This window comes from Geofilum rubicundum JCM 15548 (assembly GCF_000974365.1).
Classification (GTDB): Bacteria; Bacteroidota; Bacteroidia; order Bacteroidales; family Marinilabiliaceae; genus Geofilum; species Geofilum rubicundum.
In genome coordinates, this window is record NZ_BAZW01000017.1 from 1 (window position 1) to 23855 (window position 23855).

Sequence of the window (23855 nt, forward strand, 5' to 3'; positions counted from 1 at the left end):
TGGGGCCTCTAAGGGGTTTGACCGTTATAAGGGCGACCAGATGGGCATGTTGGCTACGGTGATCAACGGACTGGCACTGGCTTCGGCACTCAATGCATGGGGACTAAATCCAGGGTATTAACGGCCATTCGGATGGAGCCGGTGGGCGAGTACTACTCCAAGCCTGTCGCCATAGATGCGCTGAACCAAGGCGAGGTGGTTATTCTGGCTGCGGGGACCGGTAATCCTTATTTTACGACCGACACCGGTTCATCGTTGCGAGGTATTGAAATTGAAGCCGATGTGATGCTGAAAGGCACACGGTGGATGGCGTCTATACGGCCGATCCGGAAAAGGATCCCAAGGCGGTGAAGTACGACCGTATCTCGTTTGATGAAATCTACGACAAGGGACTCAAAGTGATGGATTTGACAGCCACGACCATGTGTAAAGAGAATAATCTGCCCGTATTGGTATTTAATATGGATGTGAAGGGCAATCTGAAAAAGGTGCTGTCGGGTGAGAAGATTGGAACCCTTGTGCATCCTTAATTGCGGATGGCAGGGAAGAAGGCAACTGTTAGGCGAACTGCTTGCTGCCTCTGATGATGTCCCGCACATCGGAGACGATCATGAGTGCTTCTTCCCGGATAGCGTTGGGCGGATTGATGTTGCGCAGCTGGAGGCTGCGTAACCATCCGGCGACCTCGTCATCGCGCATGGTATAAAGCACTTCCCGAAAGCTTTCAATTTGTTGCGGATTGTATCCGTTGGAAGGTGTACCCTGGAATTGATCCAACTCTTCATCCTGGTAATAGACGATTTCGTCGGAGGCCGACAATAAGGTCTCTTTATCACACACTTCATGTGCACCGCAACAATCGGCGTCTGCAATATTTTTCGTTTCGGCAAGGGCCTGTCCGTTGCTGTCTTTTTTGCTGCCAAAAAATTGGCTACCTATGTAAGTCAGAACCAAAGCAGCTACTATGCTTAAAAGTATTATCCACATGCTGCAAAGGTATAACAGATTATTGTCTTGCAGGGATTTGTCGCGTTAAAAATTCCAAATTGAAAGAGGCGCAGCGAAGCAGGAGTTGTAACGAAGTGGAATACCGAGGATCGGGATCATTAGGTCATTAGGTCGATAGGTCAAGAGGTCATTAGGTCGATAGGTCAAGATGCGAGGCGGGGTTGATGGGTCGTTAGGTGAAAATGATTTGGTCATTTTTAAATTTTTGTAATTGGTGGAGGTGGTAATTTTGGTCCGGAAACAGGGCATTCCTGATCCCTCTGGTCATATTGTTTGAGATCTACCAAAAACACCCTATTTTTGAACCTTGTTGAGGATGGTCTCGTTTAACGAAAGAATGATTGTTTCTAAGGCAAGGTTGGCCTTCCAAAATAGGTTTAACAGGTGATGGTTGTATGAGAAAAAGAATGAATCAGGAAGATCTGCATTTTTTTGGACTAAAGGTGGTCTATAAAGATTTGGTGGACAATGGGTTTGAAGTCCTGAATGTGCGCAGGGAGATGGATGTGAATCCTCAGATTTTGGCGCGGAAGGAGGATGTACTCTATTTTATTGTGGTGCGGACGGCCCCTTATCCCGAAATGGTATATTGCTTCCGGATGTGGCTGCAAAGGTGGCGCACCATGCCATGAAGCACAAAGCGGTGTGTCGTTTTGGCAGTGTTGGGGTGGCTAACGCGAAGGGGGATAGCGATGAAGAAATGGGACAACCGGAGATGGATGGCGAATATTTTATTAACTATAAAGGGCTGATGCCATTTCCTCAATAATAGACTATGGAGAAGTTGCTTGCATTTTGGCAAAGAAATAAAATGTTTATTATTTCGGTTTTTGGATTCCTGCTTTTGATGAATTGGTGCGGCCGGATCATGATGCCACCGACTTCGCCCAAGCCGGTGGAGACCGTTTCCCCATCGGTTGAATCGGCGGATGTCGATGACGGTCTGCCGCGTCTTAAATCCTATGAGGAGTTAATGACGGAACGGTCGAGGCGGCCGGAAAGTGACCCTGCATCGTTTTTCCTTTTCGTGATGATGTTGACAGCCCTGCTGCTAATGGGGTATTATGCCTACAAAAAGGGGTGGTTATCCACACTTTTTCCCCAATGGGTCCGGTTTAATATCCGCTTGTATTACGAAAGAAAAAGCGGGCGTCTGCTTTTGAAGTTGGATGTTTTCAACAATACCGCTGAAAGTAAAACCTTTATGAGGCCTTATTTGTTGTTTAAGAAATGGGGCAGCGGGCGTTCATTCGTGATCAAAAACGATCTTTTCCCGTTGACATTAACGCCCGGAACAGGGCACTCCATGGTGATTGATGTGGAACAATTCTGGGAGAAGGTGCCTGATTTGAAGGGGTTTAACAGGGTAGGCGCTTCCATTGACACCAGCTTTGGAAAGAGCTATCGTACCTGGGCTTATCCGCGTTGGTTTGTAGTAGGAAAAATATAGCCATATGATAAAAATTAGATTGAGAGAGCGTTGGGAGAAGTATAAGAGAACCAAGCGCTGGTGGAGTATTCTTCTGGATTTTCTGTTTCTGGTTTTAATTGTGGCCATGTTAATTCCGGAGGCCAGAAAATCGATGTCCGCCTTCGTGGTCCGGCACACCATGCTATCTCCCAGAGAATCCTCCAAAACCATTTTTCTGGATGAAGAGGATTGGCGTATGTCTTTGATGAGCTATAGCGGGGATTTGGTGGAGTTGTCTGAAATGAAAGGGAGGCCTGTTTTTATTAACTATTGGGCCACCTGGTGTCCGCCTTGTATCGCAGAAATGCCTTCTCTGCAGAACTTATACAACGAATACAAAGACGATGTTCATTTTGTTTTCATATCCAACGAAGATCCGGAAGTGGTGAGGAGATTTATGGAGAGCAGAGCGTATGATCTGCCTTTGTATACCGTGGTGGGGCGCGTGACAGAGCCTTTTGAAACATCTACTTTGCCAACTACCATATTAATTGGTTCCGGTGGCCGTATGGTGTTGTATAAAACGGGTGCTGCGCGCTGGGACTCTAAAAAAGTATTCAGTATGATGGATGAGCTAATTGCCCCTTGAACAGGAAATAAAGACATAAAAAAACGACCGTTCTTTTTTCGAACGGTCGTTTTTTGTCGTTTAAAATCGGTATCTGATCCCCAGGGCCAGACCAAACCAGCGATCGTCTCCATGGTTGATGAGTCCGAGTTCCGGCCTGGTGTCAATGGACAACTGAAGGGGTATTTCTGCAAAATTGTACTCAATCCCCGCGTTCAAGGCAAGAGAAAGAGACAGGCCAGCATCGTAACGGTCGTCAAAATCTCCTACGTAATTCCAGCTTCCCAGTGAAGGGCCAAGGCCTAAATACCAATAGAAACCACTTTCGATGGGCATCACCCATTGGTAAATACCTGCAATGTTCCAGTAGTTCCAGTTTGAGTTTCCTCCCCAACCAAGGTCCAGCTCGAGTCGTTCGCCGGCAAATGGGGTTTGGTAGGATATTTCAGCTCCAAGAAGATTGCCGCCTCCAAATCTAAGTCCAAGCGCTTTCTCCTGTCCAAATGAAGCCACAGAGAATAGCATAAACAAGCCAATAGTTAATAATGCAACTTTTTTCATGATAGTAGAGATTAATAATTTTGTTGTATAAGCAATTAAGCGAACAATTGTTCAAATCTCGTGCCAGATGTGGGCTTTGTCAGGTGCCGCCTTCGAATGACAGGTACTAAAAAGCCCGTTAAACCTAAAAAGTTTAACGGGCTTTTTCCCTTTTGTTGTCCCGCCAGGATTCGAACCCGGACTAGATGGACCAAAACCATCTGTGCTACCATTACACAACGGGACAAACTTGACTGCTTTCTGTTTTTAAAAGCGATGCAAATATAGAATGTTTTAGTGGTTCTTTCAAAGAATTGAGGCTAAAAAGTCAAAATTATTGTTGTTCTTTCTTTATCATCCACGTTATCAGAGATAAAAATGTCAAAGGAACTTTGAAATAATTCAGAGTGACCGGGCTTGCCTTCCTCCTTGTCTAAAATATTGGTGATATACGCTTCTGTTATCGTTCGTTTTTTAATAGAATATTGTATTTTTGGCATTCGAGTCGTCTGATTCGGTTTAAAATATTGAAAATTAATAGATATGCAAAATTATAGTCGTTTAAACAATGGATTGGGATGGTTGGCCTTTCTGATTTCTGCCATCGTATATACGCTTACCGTTGAACCAACTACCAGTTTTTGGGATGTGGGTGAGTTTATATCGTCCGCCTACAAATTGCTGGTGGGTCACCCCCCCGGGGCACCTTTCTTTATGATGGTGGGACGCTTCTTTACATTGTTTGCCGGTGGTCCGGAGAACGTCGCATTTTCGGTTAATTTTATGTCTGCCCTCTCCAGTGCCTTTACCATTGCCTTTCTATTCTGGACGATTACCCATTTGGCCAAAAAAATATTCATCAACGGTATTGAGAATCCCGAACCATGGCGCGTTTATGCCGTTATGGCTGCCGGTTTTATCGGCGCCATGTCCTATACTTTTTCCGACACTTTTTGGTTTTCTGCAGTGGAAGGAGAGGTGTATGCCATGTCGTCCCTTTTTACGGCCGTCGTTTTTTGGGCCATTCTTAAGTGGGAAAATGTGGCCGATGAGCCGCACTCCAACCGCTGGCTGATTCTCATTGCCTATCTCATGGGCTTATCCATTGGGGTTCACTTGCTGAACCTGCTGGCCATACCGGCCATCGTGATGGTTTATTACTTTAGGAAGTATGAGGTAACCCGCAATAACACACTCAAAGCATTGGGACTTTCGTTTCTGATCCTGGGCGCCATTCTTTACGGGATTATTCCCGGAGTCATTCGTCTGGCTTCACGTTTTGAACTGCTGTTTGTGAACAACTGGGGACTGCCCTTTAATTCAGGGATTGCTGTTTATGCCGTGCTGTTAATTGGCGGTATTATTTATGGTATTTACTATACCTATGTGAAGAATAAGCCGGTGATGAATACCATCCTGACGGGTGTGGCGGTTATTCTTTTGGGCTACTCCTCTTTTGCTATGATCGTGATTCGCTCGATGGCCAATCCAACCATGGATCAGAACTCTCCAGAAGATGTCTTTTCTTTAATGTCCTATCTTAACCGGGAGCAGTATGGCGACGACCGCTTTTTAGTGGTCAGTATTATAATTCGCCGCTGGACTGGGAGGCTATGGAGGGAGATGAAGGTCGTCCGGTCTATATTCCGAAGGATGACAAGTATGTGGTGGTGGACCACCGACCTTCCTACAAATTTGATGAGCGTACCACTACTTTATTTCCCCGAATGTACAGTCGGGAAGCCCGACACATTGAAGAGTATAAGCGATGGGCCAATATCAAGGGAAGACCCATGACGGTCAACGATGATTCCGGTCGTTCCCAAAACATACAGCTGCCCACATTTATAGAGAATGTAAGGTTCTTCTTTAACTATCAGGTACGTCACATGTATTTCCGTTACTTTATGTGGAATTTTGCCGGTCGGCAAAATGACATTCAGGGGCATGGTGAAATCCATAAGGGGAATTGGATATCCGGTATTCCATTTCTGGATAACATGATGTATGGCGATCAGGATAACCTGCCGGATACCTACAAAGAAAATCCGGCCCGCAACAAGTATTATTTGTTGCCCCTGCTCTTGGGTGTACTGGGACTGGCCTTTCAGTCGGGCTCCAATGTTAAGGGTAAGCGTGATTTCTGGGTGGTGATGTTGCTGTTCTTCTTCACGGGTCTGGCCATTGTGCTTTATCTGAATCAAACACCGCTGCAACCGAGGGAGCGGGATTATGCCTTTGCAGGTTCGTTTTATGCTTTTGCCATTTGGATTGGCCTGGGAATGCTGCCCTTGATTAGCGGACTAAAAAGATTAATGTCCGGTATGCCCGCTACAATTATTGCTTCAGGGGCTGCGCTGTTATTGGTTCCGGGCATTATGGCCAAAGAGAACTGGGATGATCATGACCGTTCACACAGGTCCATCGCCCGGGATATCGCCTTCAATTATCTAAATACGATTGGTGAAAATGGCATCATTTTTACCAATGGTGATAATGACACTTTCCCGCTTTGGTATGCCCAGGAAGTCGAAGGCATCCGGACGGATGTCCGGGTGACCAATCTGAGTTATCTGCAAACCGATTGGTACATCGATCAAATGAAACGTAAAGCTTACGAATCGGATCCATTGCCCATTTCCATGGACCATGATCAGTATGTTCTGGGCAAAAGGGATGTAGTTTATGTACTGGACCGGATTGAGGGAGATGTGGATTTGAAAGAAGCCATCCGCTTCCTGGCCAGTGATAATGAGCGGACCAAAAAGATCCCCCAATACAGAGGTCGTATAGAGCACTTGCCATCTACCTCGTTCAGAATCCCGGCAGACAGCGCCAAGATTATGGAAAAGGGAATTGTTAGTGAGAAATATGCGCATTTGGTTCGACCAGAGATGCTGATCGACCTTAACAAAGAGCGGATTTTGAAGAATGAGGTGATGGTGCTGGACTTGCTGGCCCACAATGACTGGGAACGTCCTATTTATTATGCCGTGACCGTGGGAAGTGAAAACTATGTCGGGTTGGAGAATTATTTTCAGCTGGAGGGTTTTGGTTACCAGATAGTACCCGTGCGCTCTGAGTCGGAAGACGGGCAATACGGTCGGGTAGATACCGAAAAAATGTATGACAATGTCATGAATACATTTATTTTCGACGGATGGAATGATCCGCGTGTCTATTTGGATGAAAATCACCAGCGCATGGGTATCAATATGCGAAATAACTTATCCCGACTGGCTACTGCTTTGATTGAGGAGGGGGATCATGAAAGGGCCGTAGAGGTGCTCGACAAAACCATGGAGGTGCTGCCGGCCGATCGTATTCCACACAATTACTTTTCCATGTTTATTGCGGAAGCTTATTATCAGGCCGGTGATGCCGAAAAAGGGGATGAAATGGCGTTGGGACTGGCCGATGAGAATTTTCAGGAGCTGAATTTCTTCACCAATCTGAAGCCTTCATTGCGCAATAACTCCATGAGTGACATCCAACGGTCCATGGCGATTTATGCAGAGGTATTAAGGGTTTTGAGAAATAATAACAGGGATGAGGTGATCAGTGAAGTAGAAGCCCGCTACGAGGGCTTGTTTCAACGATTGGGGTTCTTTGAGAACTAAGATGGATAAATGGAAAATTCAACCACCGGTTTTTTTAAGGTGGTTGTTTCCTGGGACCATCTGGCGCTTTTCAACAAGGGAGAAATGTGTCTATTTAACCTTTGATGATGGTCCGGTACCGGAAGTTACGCCAAAGGTGGTAGCGCTTCTGAACCGATATCAGGCCAAGGCCACTTTTTTCTGCGTAGCAGATAACATTCGTAGGTTTCCGGAGGTTTATCAAATGTTGCAGGAAAATGGCATGCAGGTAGGTAACCACACCTATTCGCACATGAAGGCGTGGAGCAATAGTGTCAGTGCCTATTTTTCGGATGTTGAAAAGGGACTTGAATGGAACCCGACAGAGCTTTTCAGGCCGCCACATGGTCAGTTGTACCCATGGTATGTGCCGCGATTAAAACGGACTTGTCGGAAAATTGTCATGTGGGATGTTTTATCGATGGATTACAGAGCCGACCTTTCAGATGGTGATGTTTTTGAGGCGGTAATAAAGCATGTGCGGCCGGGATCTGTTATTGTTTTTCATGATTCACTTAAAGCCTGGCCGCGACTGGAAAAAGCATTGCCCGATATTCTCGAATACTTGAGTCATGAGGGGTATAGAATGGATTTGATTGCAATGGAATAAAAATAAATATTAGAAAATGAATATATTAATCATTGGCTCGGGTGGGCGTGAACATGCCTTTGGATGGCGTATTAAGCAAAGTGCTTTGACCGATAAACTCTTTTTTGCGCCTGGTAATGCGGGTACAGCGGCTTTGGGGACCAACCTGATCATTAACCCCAACGATTTTGAAGCGGTGAAAGAGGCGGTGCTAAAGCACCGTGTTAAATTGGTGGTGGTTGGACCTGAGGAGCCTCTGGTCCGGGGAATTGTCGATTTCTTTAAGGACGATGAAGGGCTGGAGGGCGTTACCATCATTGGTCCATCCAAAATGGGGGCTACCTTGGAGGGCAGTAAGGATTTTGCCAAACAGTTTATGCTTAAGCACCAGATACCCACCGCACGCTACTTAACCGTGACGGCTCAAAGCAGTGAGGAGGGAAAAGCTTTTATGAAGGATTTAAAAGCCCCTTATGTGTTGAAGGCCGATGGCTTGGCTGCTGGTAAAGGGGTGGTCATTCTGGAGGATTATGAAGAGGCCTGTGCGGAGTTGGATCGGATGCTGGGCGGCAAGTTTGGTGCAGCTGGCAATAGTGTGGTGATTGAAGAGTTTTTGAGTGGTATTGAATTGTCTGTTTTTGTGCTGACCGATGGGGAAGAATACTTTATATTGCCGGAGGCCAAGGATTACAAACGAATTGGTGAAGGTGATAAAGGATTGAACACGGGTGGAATGGGAGCTGTTTCGCCGGTGCCCTTTGCAGATGAGGCTTTTATGCGCAAAGTGGAAGAGAAGATCATTGTTCCGACGGTCCATGGGATTCATAAAGACCAAATCGATTATAAAGGATTTATTTTCTTTGGTTTGATCAAAGTTGGAGACGAGCCCTTTGTCATTGAATACAATGTGCGTATGGGCGATCCTGAAACGGAAGCTGTTATCCCCCGATTGAAGAACGACTTGGTTGAATTACTAATGGCTACTGCCCGGGGGGATCTTAAGGCCCATAAAGCCATAGTTGATAAACGGACAGCGGTCACGCTGGTGCTGGTATCGGGCGGATATCCTGAACAGTATCAGAAGGGGTTAGCCGTAAGGGGCCTTGAGAAGGTGGATGCGAGTTTTGTTTTTCATGCCGGAACCGCTTTTCAGAGCAATCAGGTGGTTACGAATGGTGGCCGTGTCTTTGCGCTGACTTCTTTTGGCAATAGTATTGAGGAGGCCAGGTCGGTTTCATTAAAGAATGCCGAACGCGTTCAGTTTGAAGGGCGTCATTACAGAAAAGATATTGGATTTGATCTGATTTAATGTTGTATGTTATTTAAGTCGCTGCATAATAACACCATGTCTGCTCTTGTCCTGGGTCCACTCGTGGTTCTGGGCTTATGGATCAGGTATTTTGTGGTGGAGATCACACACATTACGGTACTGGATAATCCTTCTATGCCATTTTGGGATTTTTTGGTGGAACCGTATCTGGGGTATTCCGCCTTTACAGCAGCTTTGGGCTCTTATGTACTGGTGTTGATTACGGGCCTGTCTGTTAACCGAATGGTGGTGCGTTACGGGATGCTCAGACATCAAAGCACCATGGTGCTTATTATGTATGGTTTGCTGTCTTCAGCCTTTTTATCGGTTCAGAAGTTAAGCCCGGTCTGGTTTTTTGTTTTCTTTTTTGTTTTAGGGCTGGAGCGCCTATTCAGTGGGGTTCAGAAGCGCAATGCCACAGCGAATTGTTTCGATGCGGCCTTTCTTTTAGGTATCGGAAGTCTGTTTTATGCCAAGGGGGTCTTCTTTTTCCCCTTGATTTTAATTGCAATGGGCGTGTTGAGGTTAGCGAATTTAAGGTCTGTCGTGGCTTCTGTATTGGGACTGCTACTCCCGTTTATCCTGAGTTTTGCCTGGTATTTTTACTGGAATAAGGGTTTTGTATTTTTTGAAGTTTTGAGTGAGAATTTGGTGGCCAATCCCGGTCAGTATAACCATGGGATTTACTCAAGAATTTACATGGGGCTTATCATTCTGATAACAGGGCTGTCCATTTTGGCCACGGTTCGTCAAATGGGCTTGCAGAAGATCATTGTGCGCCGGTATCACCGCATATTTATTTGGGTTATTTTACTTGCCGCTACGGCCGTTTTAACCCCCTTCTTTTCGATGGAAATGCTCCCTTTGGCTGCGATAGGTGCAGCCGTAACTTTAACCGCCTGGCTGGAATCTGTTTCCCGTCGATCCATTCGGGAAACCATTTTTGTTTTAATAGTGATCGTTACTTTGGTCGGACAATTTTTGTTGTTTTAATTACGCCTTGTTGGGCGTAATCCATTTGTTGAGTGTGTTATCAAGGGTCTCCAATCTCACGGGCTTCCCGATGTAATCGTTCATGCCTGCTTCTATGCAAATTTCCCGGTCACCCTTCAGGACATTGGCCGTCATGGCTATAATGGGCAGATACAGGCCCTTGGCTCGCAGCGCTTTGGTGGCATCCAGACCATTTAAAACCGGCATTTGGACATCCATGAGTATCACATCAAAGTGATCTGGTTGGGCGGTTATTCGATCGATGGCTTCTTGTCCATTAGGGGCTATCACGACATCGAAACGGAGGCGTTGAAGCATTTTCTCGGCAATTTTCTGATTAATGGGATTGTCCTCCACCAAAAGAATTCTTCCTTTAGTTTCCTTAGAAGCGGGTTTTGCCGGACCATTTTCTTTTAGCGCGGATGCTCCCGGAACTTCTGTTTGAAATAAATCATAAATGGTGGAAAAAAGGGAAGAGTATTTGACCGGTTTATGAAGCATGCGATCAAAGCCTTTGTAATTGTTGCTAGTGATTGTTTTAGGGTCTGCCACCAACAGAAGGGCTTTAATATGGGGAACCATCTTTTTGGCTTCCTTGAGAAAGTTGTTGTTGGCATCTCTGAGCAAGTGATTATCGGCAATGATCAGGCCGATATTGGGTTGCTGGCGCAATAACTGCAGGGCTTCTTCAATGGACTTGGAGGTGCTCAATTCAATGCCCCAGTTATTGAGCGTTTTGGTCATCAGTAACAGATTGGTGTGATGGTCGTCGAGCAACAAGGTGTTGAGTCCTTTTAATTTGTCTTTGTATTGGTCGGTATTCGTTAAGGACTTGTCGGTTTCAAAGGGTAGAACAAAGTGGAATACGGTTCCGGGATTCTCTTTGGACCAGGCATAATCCGGGTTGGGACTTTCCAGCCATATTTTGCCACCCATTAATTCAACCAGCATTTTTGAAATGCTGGTACCCAGACCAGTTCCGCCGTATTTCCGGGTGGTTGATCCGTCCGCCTGCGTAAAGGACTCAAAGATGGATTCAACCTTTTCCGGAGGAATACCAATGCCGGAATCCTGAACCATAAAGTGCAGGGATATTTCTTTCCCTTTTCTCAATACGGTCTCAACTTTCAGAATCACTTCCCCTTTATCTGTAAACTTAACGGCATTGCCCATCAAATTGATAAGGATTTGCACCAGTCGGCCTTCGTCACCAATAAGGACTGCAGGAATATTTTCATCCAGCACGGTGTTGATTTCAAGCTGTTTGTCGTTGGCCTTAAAGGAAATCTGATCCAACAGATAATCGAGGGTTGAGCGGAGGTTGAACGGGAAAGTTTCGATCTTCATTTTTCCGGCTTCAATTTTTGAGAAGTCCAGAATGTCGTTGATGATGGTAATCAGGTTGTCACATGACTTGGAAATGACGGAGAGGATATTCTGTTGCTCCTTGCCCAATTTGGTTTGGGTCAATAATTCAGTGGCACCTACAATACCATTCATGGGGGTGCGTATTTCATGGCTCATATTGGCCAGGAATTCCGATTTGGCTTTGTTGGCCTCGGCTTCTTTTTGTTGTAAATGTTTTTGAGCGGTAATATCCATGAAGGCCTCCAGCTTAACCGATTCGTTGTTAAGCTTTATGGGGATAATGTTCTTCAAAATAATGCGTGAGATATTGTTTTCGGGTACCGTAAGGCGCTCTTCTAAAGTAAACACATTGAGACCCGAATTGACATCGTGGTATTGATCCTGAACAAGGGTTTCAAAAAATTGACTGTAGGACTGGCTGTTGATGAATTGCTGGGCTCCATCCATGCTGTCGAAGCCCATTGTTTTGGCCGCTGTTTGATTGATTTGGATGATCTTTTGGCGGTCATCTACTATCAGAATTCCTACGGGCAGATTTTCCGTGATGTTTTTGAGGTTTTCAACCGATTCATTGAGCGATTGTGTCAACTGTCGCTTTTCGGTTATGTCTTCCCTGATGATGATGAAGTTGGAAATGGTGTTAAGCTCATTAAAAACAGGCGATATTTGCACGCGTTCCCAATAGGTAACGCCCGATTTGTTGCGGGTTTCAATTTCTCCCGACCAGGTATTGCCTACCTGAATGGTGGCCATGACAATTTCTGAAAAATCGTAAATGCCGTTATTGCTAAAAAAATAGGGTCTGGTACCGGTTACTTCATCCTTGGTATAGCCGGTTTTAATCACGTAACTGTCATTGACATATTCCGTGATGCCTCTTGTGTTGGTTATCATGATGCTACCGGACTTTGTTCTACGGCCATTAAGAGTTTTTTGCTGTTTTGTTCTGCCTTTTTCCTGACGATGATGATCTTGGAAATTTGAATGATGACCAGATAAGTGATGGTACCGGCAAAAAGGGAAAACAACATGAGGTTGATGTACTTGAGTCGGTTGTACCGATTTAAAACATTGATGCTTGTGTTGTTGACAGAGACGACGTTTTTTTGAATATCGTAGGAAATCTTTCGTTCTATTTCAAATATGCGGGTAAAGATACTGTCTGCTTGCTTTAAGTAAAAGGCGACCGATTCGTCCACCGATGCCAGATCTGTCACCTCATTATCGACGGGTGTTTTAAGGGTGGCTACAATTCGGGAGGACAGTGATTGCAGATCGTTAATGGCCGGGTAAAGCTGTCGGACTTCATTGATGGTGCCGGTGTATTGATCTTTTTCGTAGGTGATGATTTCAATGATTTCTTCGCTGGAGGCCAAATTGACGGTGTTTCGGTAGGAATATTGCCCACCCTGATCCAAAATGCGCAGGATATCAATGCACTGGCTAATCTTTTCCTTGATGATGTCATGGTTGTTGGCCAGTTGTTGGGGGTGATTTATAGAAGGATAAGTTTTAAAGGCCAACTGAATGTTCATCAGCTGTTCTTTAAGAATGAAATCCAGTTTTTGTTTTTGTTCCTGGTTTCTGATGGTATGCTGATAGCGAAGTGTATAGTTTTGGTCAAAATAGTTTTCAATAAAGAGGATGATAAAAATAGTAAACAGAAAAATTCCCAGAAGCCAAAATAGCTTATTGATAACCGGCTCTTTAAAAGACTGGGAAATTCTTCGCCGTATTTTAGACGGCAACAATGTTTTACCTGATTCTATTATCTTCGTTAATAGTGTCATTCTGAGTGCTGGATAAAGATGTAATTATTAGACCCGACCTCTTTTTTTTAATTCCATGCGCTTTAAATATGTCGACGGCAACAGGAGAACTTAATACGGCCAGAAATGTTTGGGCCAAACCTGGTTTTTCTGAGGTGTTCAGCACTGAAGCGTAAATATCAGATTCCGGTATTGGCGGCAAGAAGTGGATGGTATCTACTCTTTCCCGATTGCTGTTATAATAGTAGCTGGATAACCAGTCAATGGCTAAGGTGGCTTCTCCGTTGTCAATACTGCGGATCAGCCCTCTGCTATCTACTGACAAGGTCATAATATTATTGATAACTTCAGCATAAATGGCTCTGTTTTTTAGTATTTCTTTGGTTTTTAGTCCCAATGAACTTGTTTCCGGATTGGCAATTATTACAGCAAACTGTCTTTGGCTGACAGATTCTATTTGACCATCAAATTTTTCCGGGTTGCTTTTGGGTACAATATACACCAATCGGTTGGTTCCGATATAGAGACTGTCCCTGATAATATCCGGTTGTAAATGGCGCAACAATGAAAAGCCATAATTGGTGTCCGGGATAAAGAGGTCGCCTTTGTTAGAGAGGTGGATCATGCTGGTCAGATTCCGGACATTTCCATTTTGGATGGTTACCTTGCAATTGTAACGGGCTTCAAAAAACTGACTGATTTCATAGATGGGGGCCACCACTCCGTTTTCACAGTAAATGATTAATTCGGGCTGATAGGCAGGCGCAGGATCTGCAGGTTCGCTTTGGCTGTCGACACAGGCAGCCAAAAGCATGGAAAGAACCAGCACGCATGGTATGATTTTTCGAATTGGTGTCATGTGTCTTATTCGAATTTTTTAGAAAATTAAGATCATAAATATATAACGCTGAAATAGCACCTATCGTATGGACAGGTGCTAATAGCTTAATCCGGGCTTATAATATTATGCAAAATAGGAAATGATGCGTTCTTTTGCTTGAGTTTCATCACTTAAAAGCCGGTCTTTGTCAAAATTATGGCTTCTTTCGGGTGGCGAAGTGTTTTTTTACCCATTTGGGAATCACAAAGGCACCAATGAAAAGGTAGGGGTAGTAGCTGATCAACCGCCAAAAAAAGGCCATGGCTACGCCGGTTCCCAAGGGGATGAAGGAGGCCAGAAATCCTTTAAAGACATATTCTGCAAAGCCGCTTCCGCCGGGGGTTGGACTAACCAGCATCATGATCCACATGACCAGTTGTTTGCCAAAAACCAGAATGTGGTCGTCCCAGTTGAGCCAGTGGATGCCAAAGAAGGTAATGATGAGGGCGTTCACGACCCAATAACGGGCGGTCCAACTGATGGCTGTTGCCAAAAATGCCTGCAACCATTTTTTTAATGGCCACTTTTTGAATTCGTGGGAGGTTTGTATGAGTTCTGATCCTGATTCGTTGGCATGAGGGCGCCATTTCCGGATAATAGGCAGTTTAAAAATCCATAACAATACCCACTTAAGTCCACGGGGATTTAAAAACAATCCGTAGGAAATAACCAGGGTATATAAAAACTTGAGCGAATAGCCGGTCAAGGCAAATATCAAATACTGGTTTTGGTACCAGGGTACGGCCATTTCTTCCGGATTAAAAGAAAATATGTCGGTGCGCCCAATGAGCAAAAGGATCAGGGGAAATGTGATAATGAAATAGAGCTCATCCAGAAAAGAGGTAACCATCACCACGGCCGTGCTCCGTCCAAGTCGGATGCCTTCCTTGTTGATGAAAAAAATGGCCACACTGGTCCCTCCTATGGAAGAGGGTGTTATTGCTGAGGTGAACTCCCACAGCATGACGATATTAAAAGTCTTTCGCCATGAAAGTTGATTCCCTGTTAAAATACGCAGACGAATAATGTAACCCAAATCGCGCACACCCATCAACAAAATGGCTACGAACAACCAAAAAAGAGACTGAAGTGTGAAACTCAGTTGCGATAAACTGCCGGGTTCATATTCCCGATACATAAGATAACCGGTAACAGCAATACCAATAATAATAGGTAATACTATTCGCGCCGGGTGAATGCTTTTGAGAATTTTCCCTGAGTTATCTGTCATGTTCTGCTGCGATGCTTTTTGCCAGAGGCATTAAGGTAACAAAATTAACGTATTCAATGCATAAGGGGAAATATTCCTCCCTTTTTTGAAGTTAAGAAAGCATAAAAACCGATGGGTCTGTCAAGGAAACGCCCGCACACCTGAATATAATTTAAACATTTGGATCATTGTGTCTTTTTTTTAATTAGTTTTGATTGTCCTTTGTCCTCATTTTTTGTAACCCTTTTTATGAAGCAGATAATTTTAGCCCTTTCATTTGTTTTACTGCCGTATTGTTGGATTGTTTTGAATGCTCAAAACAATACCATTATTCAACTTTCTAATAGCGATTCGAATATTTATAGTTTTGTTGCCTCTTCAGATGGGCAGATGATGTATTTTGCCAGCGAAACCAAGATCACCCTGCTCAACCTGGATCTTAATGAAGTGGTTAAAACCTGGGACATTCATCTGGATGCGCCCGTTCTCTCCATCATCGAACATTCCAACACCCTCTTATTAGGTACCAAATCAGGGCAAATAGTGACCGTCTTAAAGAAAACGGGAAAGAGTTCTTTTGAGAAAAATTATATGGGGGGAAGTGTTAATGCTCTGGCGCTTACCAGCGATGAACGATACGTTCTGGTAGGTTGTGAAAATGGCATGGTTTACAAGCAGTCATTAGAAGAAGAAAATGACGTCAGTGCGTTTTATCAACACGAAAAGACCATTACCTCAATAGCTGTCTCCAAAGAGAAGCAAATGATTGCCATTTCAAGTGGGGATGGCAGCATTTCTTTATTCAGAGAACCTACTTATGAATGGGTGGATAGGATAGTGGTAGGCAAGGATTGGATTCGAAAAGTGGCCATTAGCGATAAAAAGGATCGTTTACTTTGTGTGGGAGACGATGGGCGTCTGTTCGAATGGAGTATTGCGGCCATTTCTGAGGCCAGACTTCTTAAAGAGACCAGGGTGGCCAGAAATTGGCTGCTGAGTATCGATGTTGGCCCAGACGGAGAGGTGCTATGCTGGGGAGGCCTGGATCATTTCTTAAAAGTCAGGACGCATTTCGGCACCTATGAAAAGAAACTTAAAGGCCCGGTGTTAAAGGCAGAATTTGTCAGAACCGGCTCATCTCAGGTTTTTATAGCGGTTTGTATATTGGGTGTAGGTATTCAGATCGTGCCCCTTAAAGAAATGAAGTATAGATCCACCTAAATATAATTCCTTTATGCGTTCAATCTATTTTCTGGCCTTTTGGGCGATGGGCCTGTTAACGGTTTCTGCTCAAACGGATTTTCGCCCGGGTTTCATCATCACCCATTCCATGGACACCATTCACGGGCTGTTGGATTACAGGGGTGAAATCAGAAACATGAGAATTTGCACCTTTAAAAATTCTCCGGAGGAACCATCCAAAGAATTTTTACCCGGTGATATATATGGATACCGTTTTAACGCAGGTAAGTATTATGTATCAAAAGAAGTCGATACGGAAGCCTTAAAGGAGACTGTTTTCGTTGAGTTTTTATTGAAAGGGATTTCTAATCTTTACTATTACAACAGTCTCAATTACAGGGCTTATTTTCTGGAATCAGAGGACTCGGGACTGCTGGAATTAAGGAAAAATGAAATTGAAATTGAGAAAAATGGTAAAATTTTCACCGGAGAGGATAACCGGTATCTGGGGATACTTAGTTATGCCTTTTCTGATTGTCCTGAAATACGAAAGGATGTATTTCAAACCGGATTAACCCATAAATCACTGATTGATATTACCCATAAATACCACGATTATAAATGCAGTGATGAGGTTTGTGTGATTTATGAAAAGAAACTTCCCGTTTTAAGAATTGAATGGAAGCCCACCATTGGTTACGCCATAAATGGTATTGCTTTTAATAACAGTGAATATGAGCAAATCAATTCGGATATAGAGCAGGTGGATTTCCGGATGAGTTCCAGTCCGTTGGCCGGCCTGGGCATAAATTTTATTGTTCCCCGATGGAATGAAAAGCTCACGTTTTTGGTGAATGTTTCTTTTAATAAGGATTATTTCTATGGCACCCAATTTCAACGGCACCCCGGATACGCCATTAACTCTTACTATCATATTAACAATGATAACCTGTTGAGCAGTTTTTCGCTGAAATACACCTATCCCAAATATAAGTTCAGGCCTGAAGTATTTGCCGGTGTATATGGTCAATCGATACTCAACAGCCACATCAGGTTCTATTTGGAAAGGGCCTTTCTTAACAGTGTTTACACCAGTGAGGAAAATCCTGAATTATTTAAGAAATTCAGTGGCGGAATAACAGGCGGATTAGGGCTTGAATACGTATTGCTTAATAAGTTTCGGGCTTTTAGTAATTTTTCGATTTTATATGGGATGAGTCTTAATACTTATGAGATGGAGACCGTTTTCACCTCCTTTCGACTTTCAACAGGTTTAACTTTTTGACCCTCTGAGTGATGAAGAGAATTCTATTATTGCATGGCGTGCTGATTTTTGTTTTCTGTATGAGTTGCCAGAAAGACGTCGTAGAATCGCAGGAATACCCACGCCTTATCACCCTGGAAGTAGCTAACGTTACAGAGGAAGGCGCCACGTTTAATGCTGAAATATTGACTTTAGGCATCCATCCGATTGTCGAATATGGTTTTTCGTGGGATACTGTATCTACAGAGTATATGACCAGGTCTGAAAAGATAAGCCGTTATGGGGCCAGAAGTGCGGGAGTCTTTAGTTTCAGGTCAGAATCCGCCCTGATTAAAGACCAGGAATATTTTGTCAAGGCCTTTGTCAGAACCGAAAATCTTACGGTTGTCGGTACAACGGTTCGGTTTCACAGTAAGGGCAGTCTCCCACCAGAAATTAGTGCATTTGACCCCACAATCGCCAATTGGGGCGATACCCTAACCCTGAAAGGTGAAAGGTTCAGTGCCAGGGAAAATCAGGTCTTTTTGGGTGAAATTGAGGGGGAGGTGGTGAGCCAATCGGACTCTTTGCTAAAAGTCGTTGTGCCCTTTGAAAAGAATGAAGAGCGTGTGAAGCTTATGGTTAAGACCATAGGGCAGGAGGCCATTTCAAGGGATGATTTCATCTACAGAAAGCCGGTTGTTGATGCTTTTGATCCCGGGCATGGGGCTTTTGGAGATACGATCACCATCAGCGGTTCCCATTTTTTAAATACTGAAAGCCTGAAGGTCACTTTTAACGGACAGGAAGCAAAAATACTGGAGGCTTCCTGGCAGAAGTTAAGGGTTCAGGCTCCTGGTGAAGCCAACCAAAAGAACCTGCAGCTATGCGTTTCAGCCAATGGTCTGGCCGGATGTTCACAAGATCTTTTTATAGTTGATCCGCCGGTCATTGAGCGCTTGTCGCAGCAAGAGGTGAAGATCGGTGAAAACCTGGTCATTGACGGTCGGGGCTTTAATCCGCTGCCCAACAATAATGTGGTGCTTTTTGGCCAGCAAAGCATCACTCCCTGGAATGCTTCAAGCAGCAGGCTGGAAGTGGGAATACCAGATGGCGTCTATGATAGTCGGGATGTCACAGTCGGTTTACAGACTGCGGAGCAGGAACATATTTTTGGTTCCAGAATCCGAATCATGAATATATGGTTGAATAAAGGGAGTATTCCGGACCATGGCATATTCTCAGGGGTTGCATTTAGCTTTAGTCATGGGCAATATGGGTTTTGCGGCATCGCATCCGATAATCAAATAACGACTTACAGATATAATCCTGCAGCAAACAGGTGGTTGAAAACGGGTACTTTTCCCGGCACCTTCAGATTTGAAATGACTGCCTTTGTCATTGGCGATGATGCTTATGTGGGTGGTTTTAATGGTACTCAGGATTTTTGGAAATATGATATTTTAAATAATACATGGGAACAGGTTGCCGATTTTCCTTTGCCCAATATGGGAATGACATCCTTTGCTGTAAATGGGAATGGGTATGTTGTTTGCACCGTTTCAAAGAGTAGCAACTTTTGGGAATATGACGTAGAGGCCGACTCCTGGGTAAAGCTGAGTGATTTTGTCCAGAAAGATAGATTTCAAGGATCTGTTGATTTGGGTTTTTCATATGGCAGCAAGGGCTACCTTTTAGCCTCAAGCGGACCATCAAAGGCAGACGAATTCTGGGAATACGACCCTTCCATTCGCCGATGGAAACAACTGGCTTCCCAGATGAACCTACAGACCTATGGGAAAAGGAGCTTTTTTATTATAAAAAATGAATTCTATCTCATGCCGGATTCCTATAATGAATATCTCTGCAAATATAACTTCAGTGACAACAAATGGTTTATTGTTAGTCGAGTGGAGGGTCGAGAGGATGGTCTTTGTTTTACCGTTGAAGATGCGACATACATAGGCGGGGGACATAATTATGGCAAGGCTTTAAAAGATTTTTGGGAATATAATCCCCATCCGTAAGTTGTTAGTTATGAGAAAATACCTGTTTTGTTTTGGTCTGGGTTTGATGCTGTTTAATGCCTGCGAGGAAAAGGATCAAGCGTCTGACTTGATGGTTCTTTCGACCCATGAAGTGGAAATCAATGGCAGTACTGAAAATGGGATTCAATTCTCAGCCTCCATCTTGTTAGAGAGTGGCGAAGCTGTTGTGGAACAAGGGTTTGCCTATGGATTGATGGCTGAGCCGGATTTTCAGGATGTTGTTTTGAAAGTACCCCCTACGGGCAAGCGCCAATTTAAAATAGTGCTGGAGGACGCGCTGAGGTCTGACACGACCTACTATGTAAGAAGTTTTGTCAGGACGGAAAAGTTCTTAATATATGGCAATGAAGTATCGTTCTATTCCAATGGGACAGCGCCACCTCTGATCGAAACGATAGAGCCGGAAATGGCCTTATGGGGCGACACCATTCAAATTACCGGGCAAAACTTTGATCGTTCGGGGAAGCAAAATACGATCTGGTTCGGTGAATTTAAATCCACAAAAACGTGGGGGAGTTGCGATACTCTTTTCGCCATAGTGCCCGATGAACTGAATCGAAAAAGAAGTGACATTTCCGTAAAACTTTATGGTAAAGCCTCTGAAAACAAAAAAGTCTTTGAGATTCCTTCGCCAATAGTCACCAAAGTTAGCCATACCAATGGGCAATTTCCGGATACCATAATCATTTCCGGGAATCACTTTTCGGAAAAGCATGGATCCGTTGAATTTGGTGGCAGGGCGAGCCGGTCCTTCACGTCTGGCAGAGATTCGCTCATGTTTATTGTGCCATTTATAGGGGAGGAGGAAAGGGTATCCGTTCATTTGAAACAATTGGATGAGAAAGTGCTAATTACTGATGAGTTTCGTTACAATGAACAAAAAATTCTGGGCGTGTCGGGACTCAGTATCTATGTGATGGATCCTATCACCATTTATGCACAGAACATTGATTTTCGTCGGGTGGATCTGATGGTTGATATTGACAATGTCTCCTATGTTAATTCGCAAGTTTGGCAAGACAGTCTGCGGATTGAACCCCCTTATTATGGCCATGAGTATGTGGGGGCTGAATTTTCCATGACCTGCCAGATCTATAACTTTATTTCAGGAGAGTTTCAAACGATACATCAGCAAACCATTCCCCACAGGTAATGGCGCTTTTGCTAAGCTGAATCCCGCATCTGTTTCAAGAAAAACGGATCAGACGAGATTTTTTAAAGACATTAACGGGGATGTGTTTTATTTGGTTATTAATGTTATTTACAGATTTATTCCGGATGGAGATTTTTAAGAAAATAGTGTTGGTTTTTGTTCTCAGTATGTTGACCGTTGTTTGTTTTGGACAACTTTTAGAGACGCGTCAACTCCTTAGCATTAATGGGGGTTACGGCGTGTTGACCGGAAGTGAAAATCAGTTGTTTTTTCCTTCATCCGTTCATCAGTCCGGCTTGAAGGTTGAAGTTTCCTATGAGCACAAAATTAACCCCTGGCTGGCAGGAGGTGTGGCCATGGGCTATCATCATTTTTTAGGTCCGGATTCAGATCATGGATTTGCTGAAATCAGCACCAATGGGAGTGCTTTTTTAACGGTGGGGCCACGCCTTGTTTTGCATTCGGCTTATCAGTCCGGCGGACTATATAACCGCATAAGGTTTGGCCTGGCGCTTGCGCCTCAATTTCACTTTTATTCAGGGGAACGATTGTTGAATATCGATAACGAAATAGTCCCGGAAAATAGGGAAGGAACCTATCGGCCTGTTCTTGAGATGAATGAGACCAGTTCAGGACTTGGCGCCAAAATATCTCCGGAGATGAATTACCGCCTTACGCAGCGTCTCGGACTAAAACTGGTCTACCATTTTGAATTCCTAAGTGTCTATAGTGGGTTTGAACGTGAGCAAGTGGCCGCCAATTCCCTGATGGGCGGTTTGATATTTACTTTTGGTAATCGAAAATCCCTGTTCTGATCCATATTCTGGTGTTTTTTCGTCAGAGGAAGGAAAAAACAACAAGGCCTTACATGTTTGAACATGTAAGGCCTTGTTGTTTAAGAGTGGAGACAAGGGGAGTCGAACCCCTGACCTCTTGACTGCCAGTCAAACGCTCTAGCCAACTGAGCTATGCCCCCGTTTCTTTAGCGAGTGCAAATATAAATTATTTTAGCAATACCCTCCAAGTGATTTGAGAAAAATATTGCCTGAAGCCTGCATAATAGGTGTTTTATCCCGGACTTTCCAAAAGTCGGGTAAAAGCGCCCTGTTATTATGGTTAAAATTAACCACACAAAGTTAATAGGATACTGTGGTTTTCCTTAAACAGGGCTTGATCCGTGTATAAAATTAACAACAGAAGTTAAACAACGATAAGGAGTTTGTTCAACGGTAATATTAACGATAACTTAATATAAGCAAACCCATTAAACCTTGTATCATGGAAGTTAAAAAAGCACCTCGTTGCGACCTTGAAACCAAAAGGTCGGTATTTTTGCAAATCGGGTTGATTGTTTCTTTGGCATTATCCCTGGTTGCATTTGAATGGAGCTCGGCTGTTGAGGCCAGTACTTTAGATTTTTACGGTGTTGAAATGGATGTCCCTGTGGAGATCATTCCCATTACTACACACAAGGAGGTGGAAAAGCCCCCGATGCCCAAAAGTGTGGATCTCTTGTTAATTGAAGACAATTTTTCTGAATTGGAAGAGACCCTGGACCTGGGATCTTCTGAACTTGAACCTGATGCTGAATGGGATTGGGCCGCCCTGGAAGGACCAGCCGAGGAGCGGGAGGAGGTATTGCTGTTAGCTGATGAGATGCCTGAATTTCCGGGTGGCGAAAAGGCCCTTTTTCAATTTCTTTCTTCATCCGTGCGCTATCCCCGGGAGGCCATAAGCAATGAGATTGAAGGCCGTGTGTATGTAGAGTTTGTGGTTGACAGGCATGGGAAAATTACCAGGGTGAATGTGAAGCGGGGCGTGCATCCCTCTCTCGATCAGGAAGCACTGAGAGTCATTGAGAGCATGCCGGACTGGAAGCCGGGAGTGAAAGATGGTCAATTGGTGAATGTGCTTTTTACAGTGCCCATTAGCTTTCAAATTGCTCATAGATAAGCTATTGGTGTTTATCTAAGCCCATTGGCCAAAAGTTAGCGTGTGTTAATTTTATAAAAAATGAGGCCTGTTTCAGTAATAATAGGTAAAAAACCTTGTATTATGTCGCCATAAAAACTTATTTTTACCTCTCTGTTTTAATATGGAGATTTATTGCCTTTCTACTTGTCAAAATAGAGTTTTTGTCATAAATTTAAGTGTCTAATAATCAGTAACCATTTGTTATGGAAGTTAAAAAGTCACCCAAAGCGGATCTAGAAAACAAGAAGACGGTCTTTATGCAGATTGGACTTGTTGTGGTGCTTTCTTTGGTTTTGATTGCCTTTGAGTGGACTTCAACCGATGTAAACATCGATCAGAGTCTCATGGAAGAGGATATCGAGGTAGAGGAAGAGATTATTCCAATCACCCGTCAGGAAGAAGTGAAACCACCTCCACCACCTCCACCGCCAGCTGTCGCTGACATTTTGAACATCGTTGAAGATGATGTGGAGCTGGACGATGAGTTGGAAATCATGGATACGGAGATGAATCAGGATGATATGGTTGATTTCTCGAACATGGTTATGGAAGAAGAAACCAGAGATGCTGGTGAAATTTTTATGATTGTGGAAGAGATGCCTGAGTTTCCCGGTGGTCAGGAAGCCCTTCAGAAGTATTTGGCTTCTTCGGTGCGCTATCCTGTCATTGCCCAGGAAAATGGTATCCAGGGACGGGTTTATGTTCAGTTTGTAATTGATCAAACCGGCGCCGTAACCAACGCCACTATTTTAAGAGGGGTTGACCCAAGTCTTGATCGTGAAGCCTTACGTGTTGTTCAGGCCATGCCCAAGTGGAAGCCCGGAAAACAACGTAACCGAGCGGTAAGAGTTTCTTATACTGTGCCCATTAACTTTGTGCTTCAGTAGACAGATTCTTACAAAAAGAAATAGG

At 44.0% G+C, this 23855-nt stretch carries 23 protein-coding genes, 2 tRNA genes and 1 pseudogene; 18 read left to right on the forward strand and 8 right to left on the reverse strand.

All coding sequences use genetic code 11. From position 1 onward, the window contains the following. Positions 1 to 96 precede the first annotated feature (96 nt). Both JCM15548_RS23600 and JCM15548_RS23605 read left to right on the forward strand, forming a co-directional pair. Positions 97 to 351: an amino acid kinase family protein gene (locus JCM15548_RS23600; protein ID WP_227625650.1), complete on the forward strand. Its 255-nt coding sequence runs from the start codon at positions 97 to 99 to the stop codon at positions 349 to 351. Continuing rightward, positions 303 to 530, forward strand: coding sequence for an amino acid kinase family protein (locus tag JCM15548_RS23605; protein WP_227625651.1), 228 nt, complete (start codon positions 303 to 305; stop codon positions 528 to 530). Before JCM15548_RS23600 ends, JCM15548_RS23605 begins: the two co-directional genes overlap by 49 nt. Positions 531 to 558: 28 nt before the next feature. Here JCM15548_RS23605 and JCM15548_RS09565 read toward each other — a convergent pair whose 3' ends face one another. Beyond that, positions 559 to 987: a hypothetical protein gene (locus tag JCM15548_RS09565; protein ID WP_062124748.1), complete on the reverse strand. Its 429-nt coding sequence runs from the start codon at positions 985 to 987 to the stop codon at positions 559 to 561. Between the two features lie 416 nt (positions 988 to 1403). Between JCM15548_RS09565 and JCM15548_RS23610 the strand changes: the two genes are divergently transcribed. Genes JCM15548_RS23610 through JCM15548_RS09580 form a run of 4 tightly spaced genes read left to right on the forward strand, consistent with a single transcriptional unit; the run spans position 1404 to position 3068 of the window. After that, entirely contained in the window at positions 1404 to 1640 is a 237-nt protein-coding gene (locus JCM15548_RS23610) for a DUF8840 domain-containing protein (protein WP_227625652.1), read from the forward strand. Further along, complete coding sequence (locus JCM15548_RS23615; RefSeq protein WP_227625653.1) at positions 1637 to 1777, forward strand: hypothetical protein; 141 nt, start codon at positions 1637 to 1639, stop codon at positions 1775 to 1777. Before JCM15548_RS23610 ends, JCM15548_RS23615 begins: the two co-directional genes overlap by 4 nt. Positions 1778 to 1783: 6 nt before the next feature. Further along, positions 1784 to 2458, forward strand: a complete 675-nt coding sequence (locus tag JCM15548_RS09575) for a hypothetical protein (protein ID WP_062124749.1) — start codon at positions 1784 to 1786, stop codon at positions 2456 to 2458. A 4-nt stretch (positions 2459 to 2462) separates the two neighbouring features. Beyond that, the gene (locus tag JCM15548_RS09580; protein WP_227625654.1) at positions 2463 to 3068 is read left to right on the forward strand and encodes a TlpA family protein disulfide reductase; all 606 of its coding nucleotides are present in this window, start codon (positions 2463 to 2465) and stop codon (positions 3066 to 3068) included. 60 nt (positions 3069 to 3128) lie between these two features. On the opposite strand, the gene JCM15548_RS09585 is transcribed toward JCM15548_RS09580, so the two are convergent. Both JCM15548_RS09585 and JCM15548_RS09590 read right to left on the reverse strand, forming a co-directional pair. Continuing rightward, complete coding sequence (locus tag JCM15548_RS09585; protein WP_062124751.1) at positions 3129 to 3608, reverse strand: hypothetical protein; 480 nt, start codon at positions 3606 to 3608, stop codon at positions 3129 to 3131. A 155-nt stretch (positions 3609 to 3763) separates the two neighbouring features. Beyond that, positions 3764 to 3834, reverse strand: a tRNA-Gln gene (locus JCM15548_RS09590). A 296-nt stretch (positions 3835 to 4130) separates the two neighbouring features. Between JCM15548_RS09590 and JCM15548_RS26700 the strand changes: the two are divergent. The 5 genes and pseudogenes from JCM15548_RS26700 to JCM15548_RS09615 all read left to right on the forward strand — a co-directional run. After that, positions 4131 to 4706: pseudogene (locus JCM15548_RS26700) on the forward strand (glycosyltransferase family 117 protein); the annotation flags it as partial. Positions 4707 to 5200: 494 nt separating this feature from the next. Continuing rightward, on the forward strand, positions 5201 to 7207 hold the full coding sequence (locus tag JCM15548_RS26705; protein WP_500778314.1) for a hypothetical protein: 2007 nt from the start codon (positions 5201 to 5203) through the stop codon (positions 7205 to 7207). 1 nt (position 7208) lies between these two features. Further along, complete coding sequence (locus JCM15548_RS09605; RefSeq protein ID WP_062124756.1) at positions 7209 to 7835, forward strand: polysaccharide deacetylase family protein; 627 nt, start codon at positions 7209 to 7211, stop codon at positions 7833 to 7835. Positions 7836 to 7851: 16 nt separating this feature from the next. Next, on the forward strand, positions 7852 to 9123 hold the full coding sequence (gene purD, locus JCM15548_RS09610) for a phosphoribosylamine--glycine ligase (protein WP_062124758.1): 1272 nt from the start codon (positions 7852 to 7854) through the stop codon (positions 9121 to 9123). Between the two features lie 6 nt (positions 9124 to 9129). Further along, entirely contained in the window at positions 9130 to 10116 is a 987-nt protein-coding gene (locus tag JCM15548_RS09615) for a hypothetical protein (RefSeq protein WP_062124760.1), read from the forward strand. Here the strand turns inward: JCM15548_RS09615 and JCM15548_RS09620 are convergent, their stop codons facing one another. The 4 genes from JCM15548_RS09620 to JCM15548_RS09635 form a co-directional block, all read right to left on the reverse strand. Beyond that, complete coding sequence (locus JCM15548_RS09620) at positions 10117 to 12378, reverse strand: PAS domain-containing hybrid sensor histidine kinase/response regulator (RefSeq protein ID WP_062124762.1); 2262 nt, start codon at positions 12376 to 12378, stop codon at positions 10117 to 10119. Further along, complete coding sequence (locus JCM15548_RS09625; protein ID WP_157482601.1) at positions 12375 to 13274, reverse strand: hypothetical protein; 900 nt, start codon at positions 13272 to 13274, stop codon at positions 12375 to 12377. Before JCM15548_RS09625 ends, JCM15548_RS09620 begins: the two co-directional genes overlap by 4 nt. After that, positions 13240 to 14112: a substrate-binding domain-containing protein gene (locus JCM15548_RS09630; RefSeq protein ID WP_083985070.1), complete on the reverse strand. Its 873-nt coding sequence runs from the start codon at positions 14110 to 14112 to the stop codon at positions 13240 to 13242. Before JCM15548_RS09630 ends, JCM15548_RS09625 begins: the two co-directional genes overlap by 35 nt. Positions 14113 to 14287: 175 nt before the next feature. After that, on the reverse strand, positions 14288 to 15364 hold the full coding sequence (locus JCM15548_RS09635) for a lysylphosphatidylglycerol synthase transmembrane domain-containing protein (protein WP_062124770.1): 1077 nt from the start codon (positions 15362 to 15364) through the stop codon (positions 14288 to 14290). A 228-nt stretch (positions 15365 to 15592) separates the two neighbouring features. On the opposite strand from JCM15548_RS09635, the gene JCM15548_RS09640 reads away from it, so the two are divergent. The 5 genes from JCM15548_RS09640 (at position 15593) to JCM15548_RS09660 (ending at position 21784) form a co-directional block, all read left to right on the forward strand. Then, the gene (locus tag JCM15548_RS09640) at positions 15593 to 16564 is read left to right on the forward strand and encodes a WD40 repeat domain-containing protein (RefSeq protein WP_157482603.1); all 972 of its coding nucleotides are present in this window, start codon (positions 15593 to 15595) and stop codon (positions 16562 to 16564) included. A gap of 13 nt (positions 16565 to 16577) precedes the next feature. Beyond that, complete coding sequence (locus JCM15548_RS09645; RefSeq protein WP_062124774.1) at positions 16578 to 17810, forward strand: hypothetical protein; 1233 nt, start codon at positions 16578 to 16580, stop codon at positions 17808 to 17810. An 11-nt stretch (positions 17811 to 17821) separates the two neighbouring features. After that, positions 17822 to 19795 carry an IPT/TIG domain-containing protein gene (locus tag JCM15548_RS09650; protein WP_062124776.1) on the forward strand — a complete coding sequence of 658 codons (1974 nt, stop codon included), beginning with the start codon at positions 17822 to 17824 and terminating at the stop codon, positions 19793 to 19795. A 10-nt stretch (positions 19796 to 19805) separates the two neighbouring features. Further along, complete coding sequence (locus JCM15548_RS09655) at positions 19806 to 20969, forward strand: IPT/TIG domain-containing protein (protein ID WP_157482605.1); 1164 nt, start codon at positions 19806 to 19808, stop codon at positions 20967 to 20969. A gap of 125 nt (positions 20970 to 21094) precedes the next feature. Further along, positions 21095 to 21784 carry a hypothetical protein gene (locus JCM15548_RS09660; RefSeq protein WP_157482607.1) on the forward strand — a complete coding sequence of 230 codons (690 nt, stop codon included), beginning with the start codon at positions 21095 to 21097 and terminating at the stop codon, positions 21782 to 21784. Positions 21785 to 21871: 87 nt separating this feature from the next. Here JCM15548_RS09660 and JCM15548_RS09665 read toward each other — a convergent pair. Beyond that, a tRNA-Ala gene (locus tag JCM15548_RS09665) sits at positions 21872 to 21945 on the reverse strand. Between the two features lie 302 nt (positions 21946 to 22247). Here JCM15548_RS09665 and JCM15548_RS09670 point away from each other — a divergent pair. Both JCM15548_RS09670 and JCM15548_RS09675 read left to right on the forward strand, forming a co-directional pair. After that, complete coding sequence (locus tag JCM15548_RS09670; RefSeq protein ID WP_062124784.1) at positions 22248 to 22922, forward strand: energy transducer TonB; 675 nt, start codon at positions 22248 to 22250, stop codon at positions 22920 to 22922. A 224-nt stretch (positions 22923 to 23146) separates the two neighbouring features. Beyond that, complete coding sequence (locus JCM15548_RS09675) at positions 23147 to 23830, forward strand: energy transducer TonB (RefSeq protein WP_062124786.1); 684 nt, start codon at positions 23147 to 23149, stop codon at positions 23828 to 23830. Positions 23831 to 23855 lie beyond the last annotated feature (25 nt).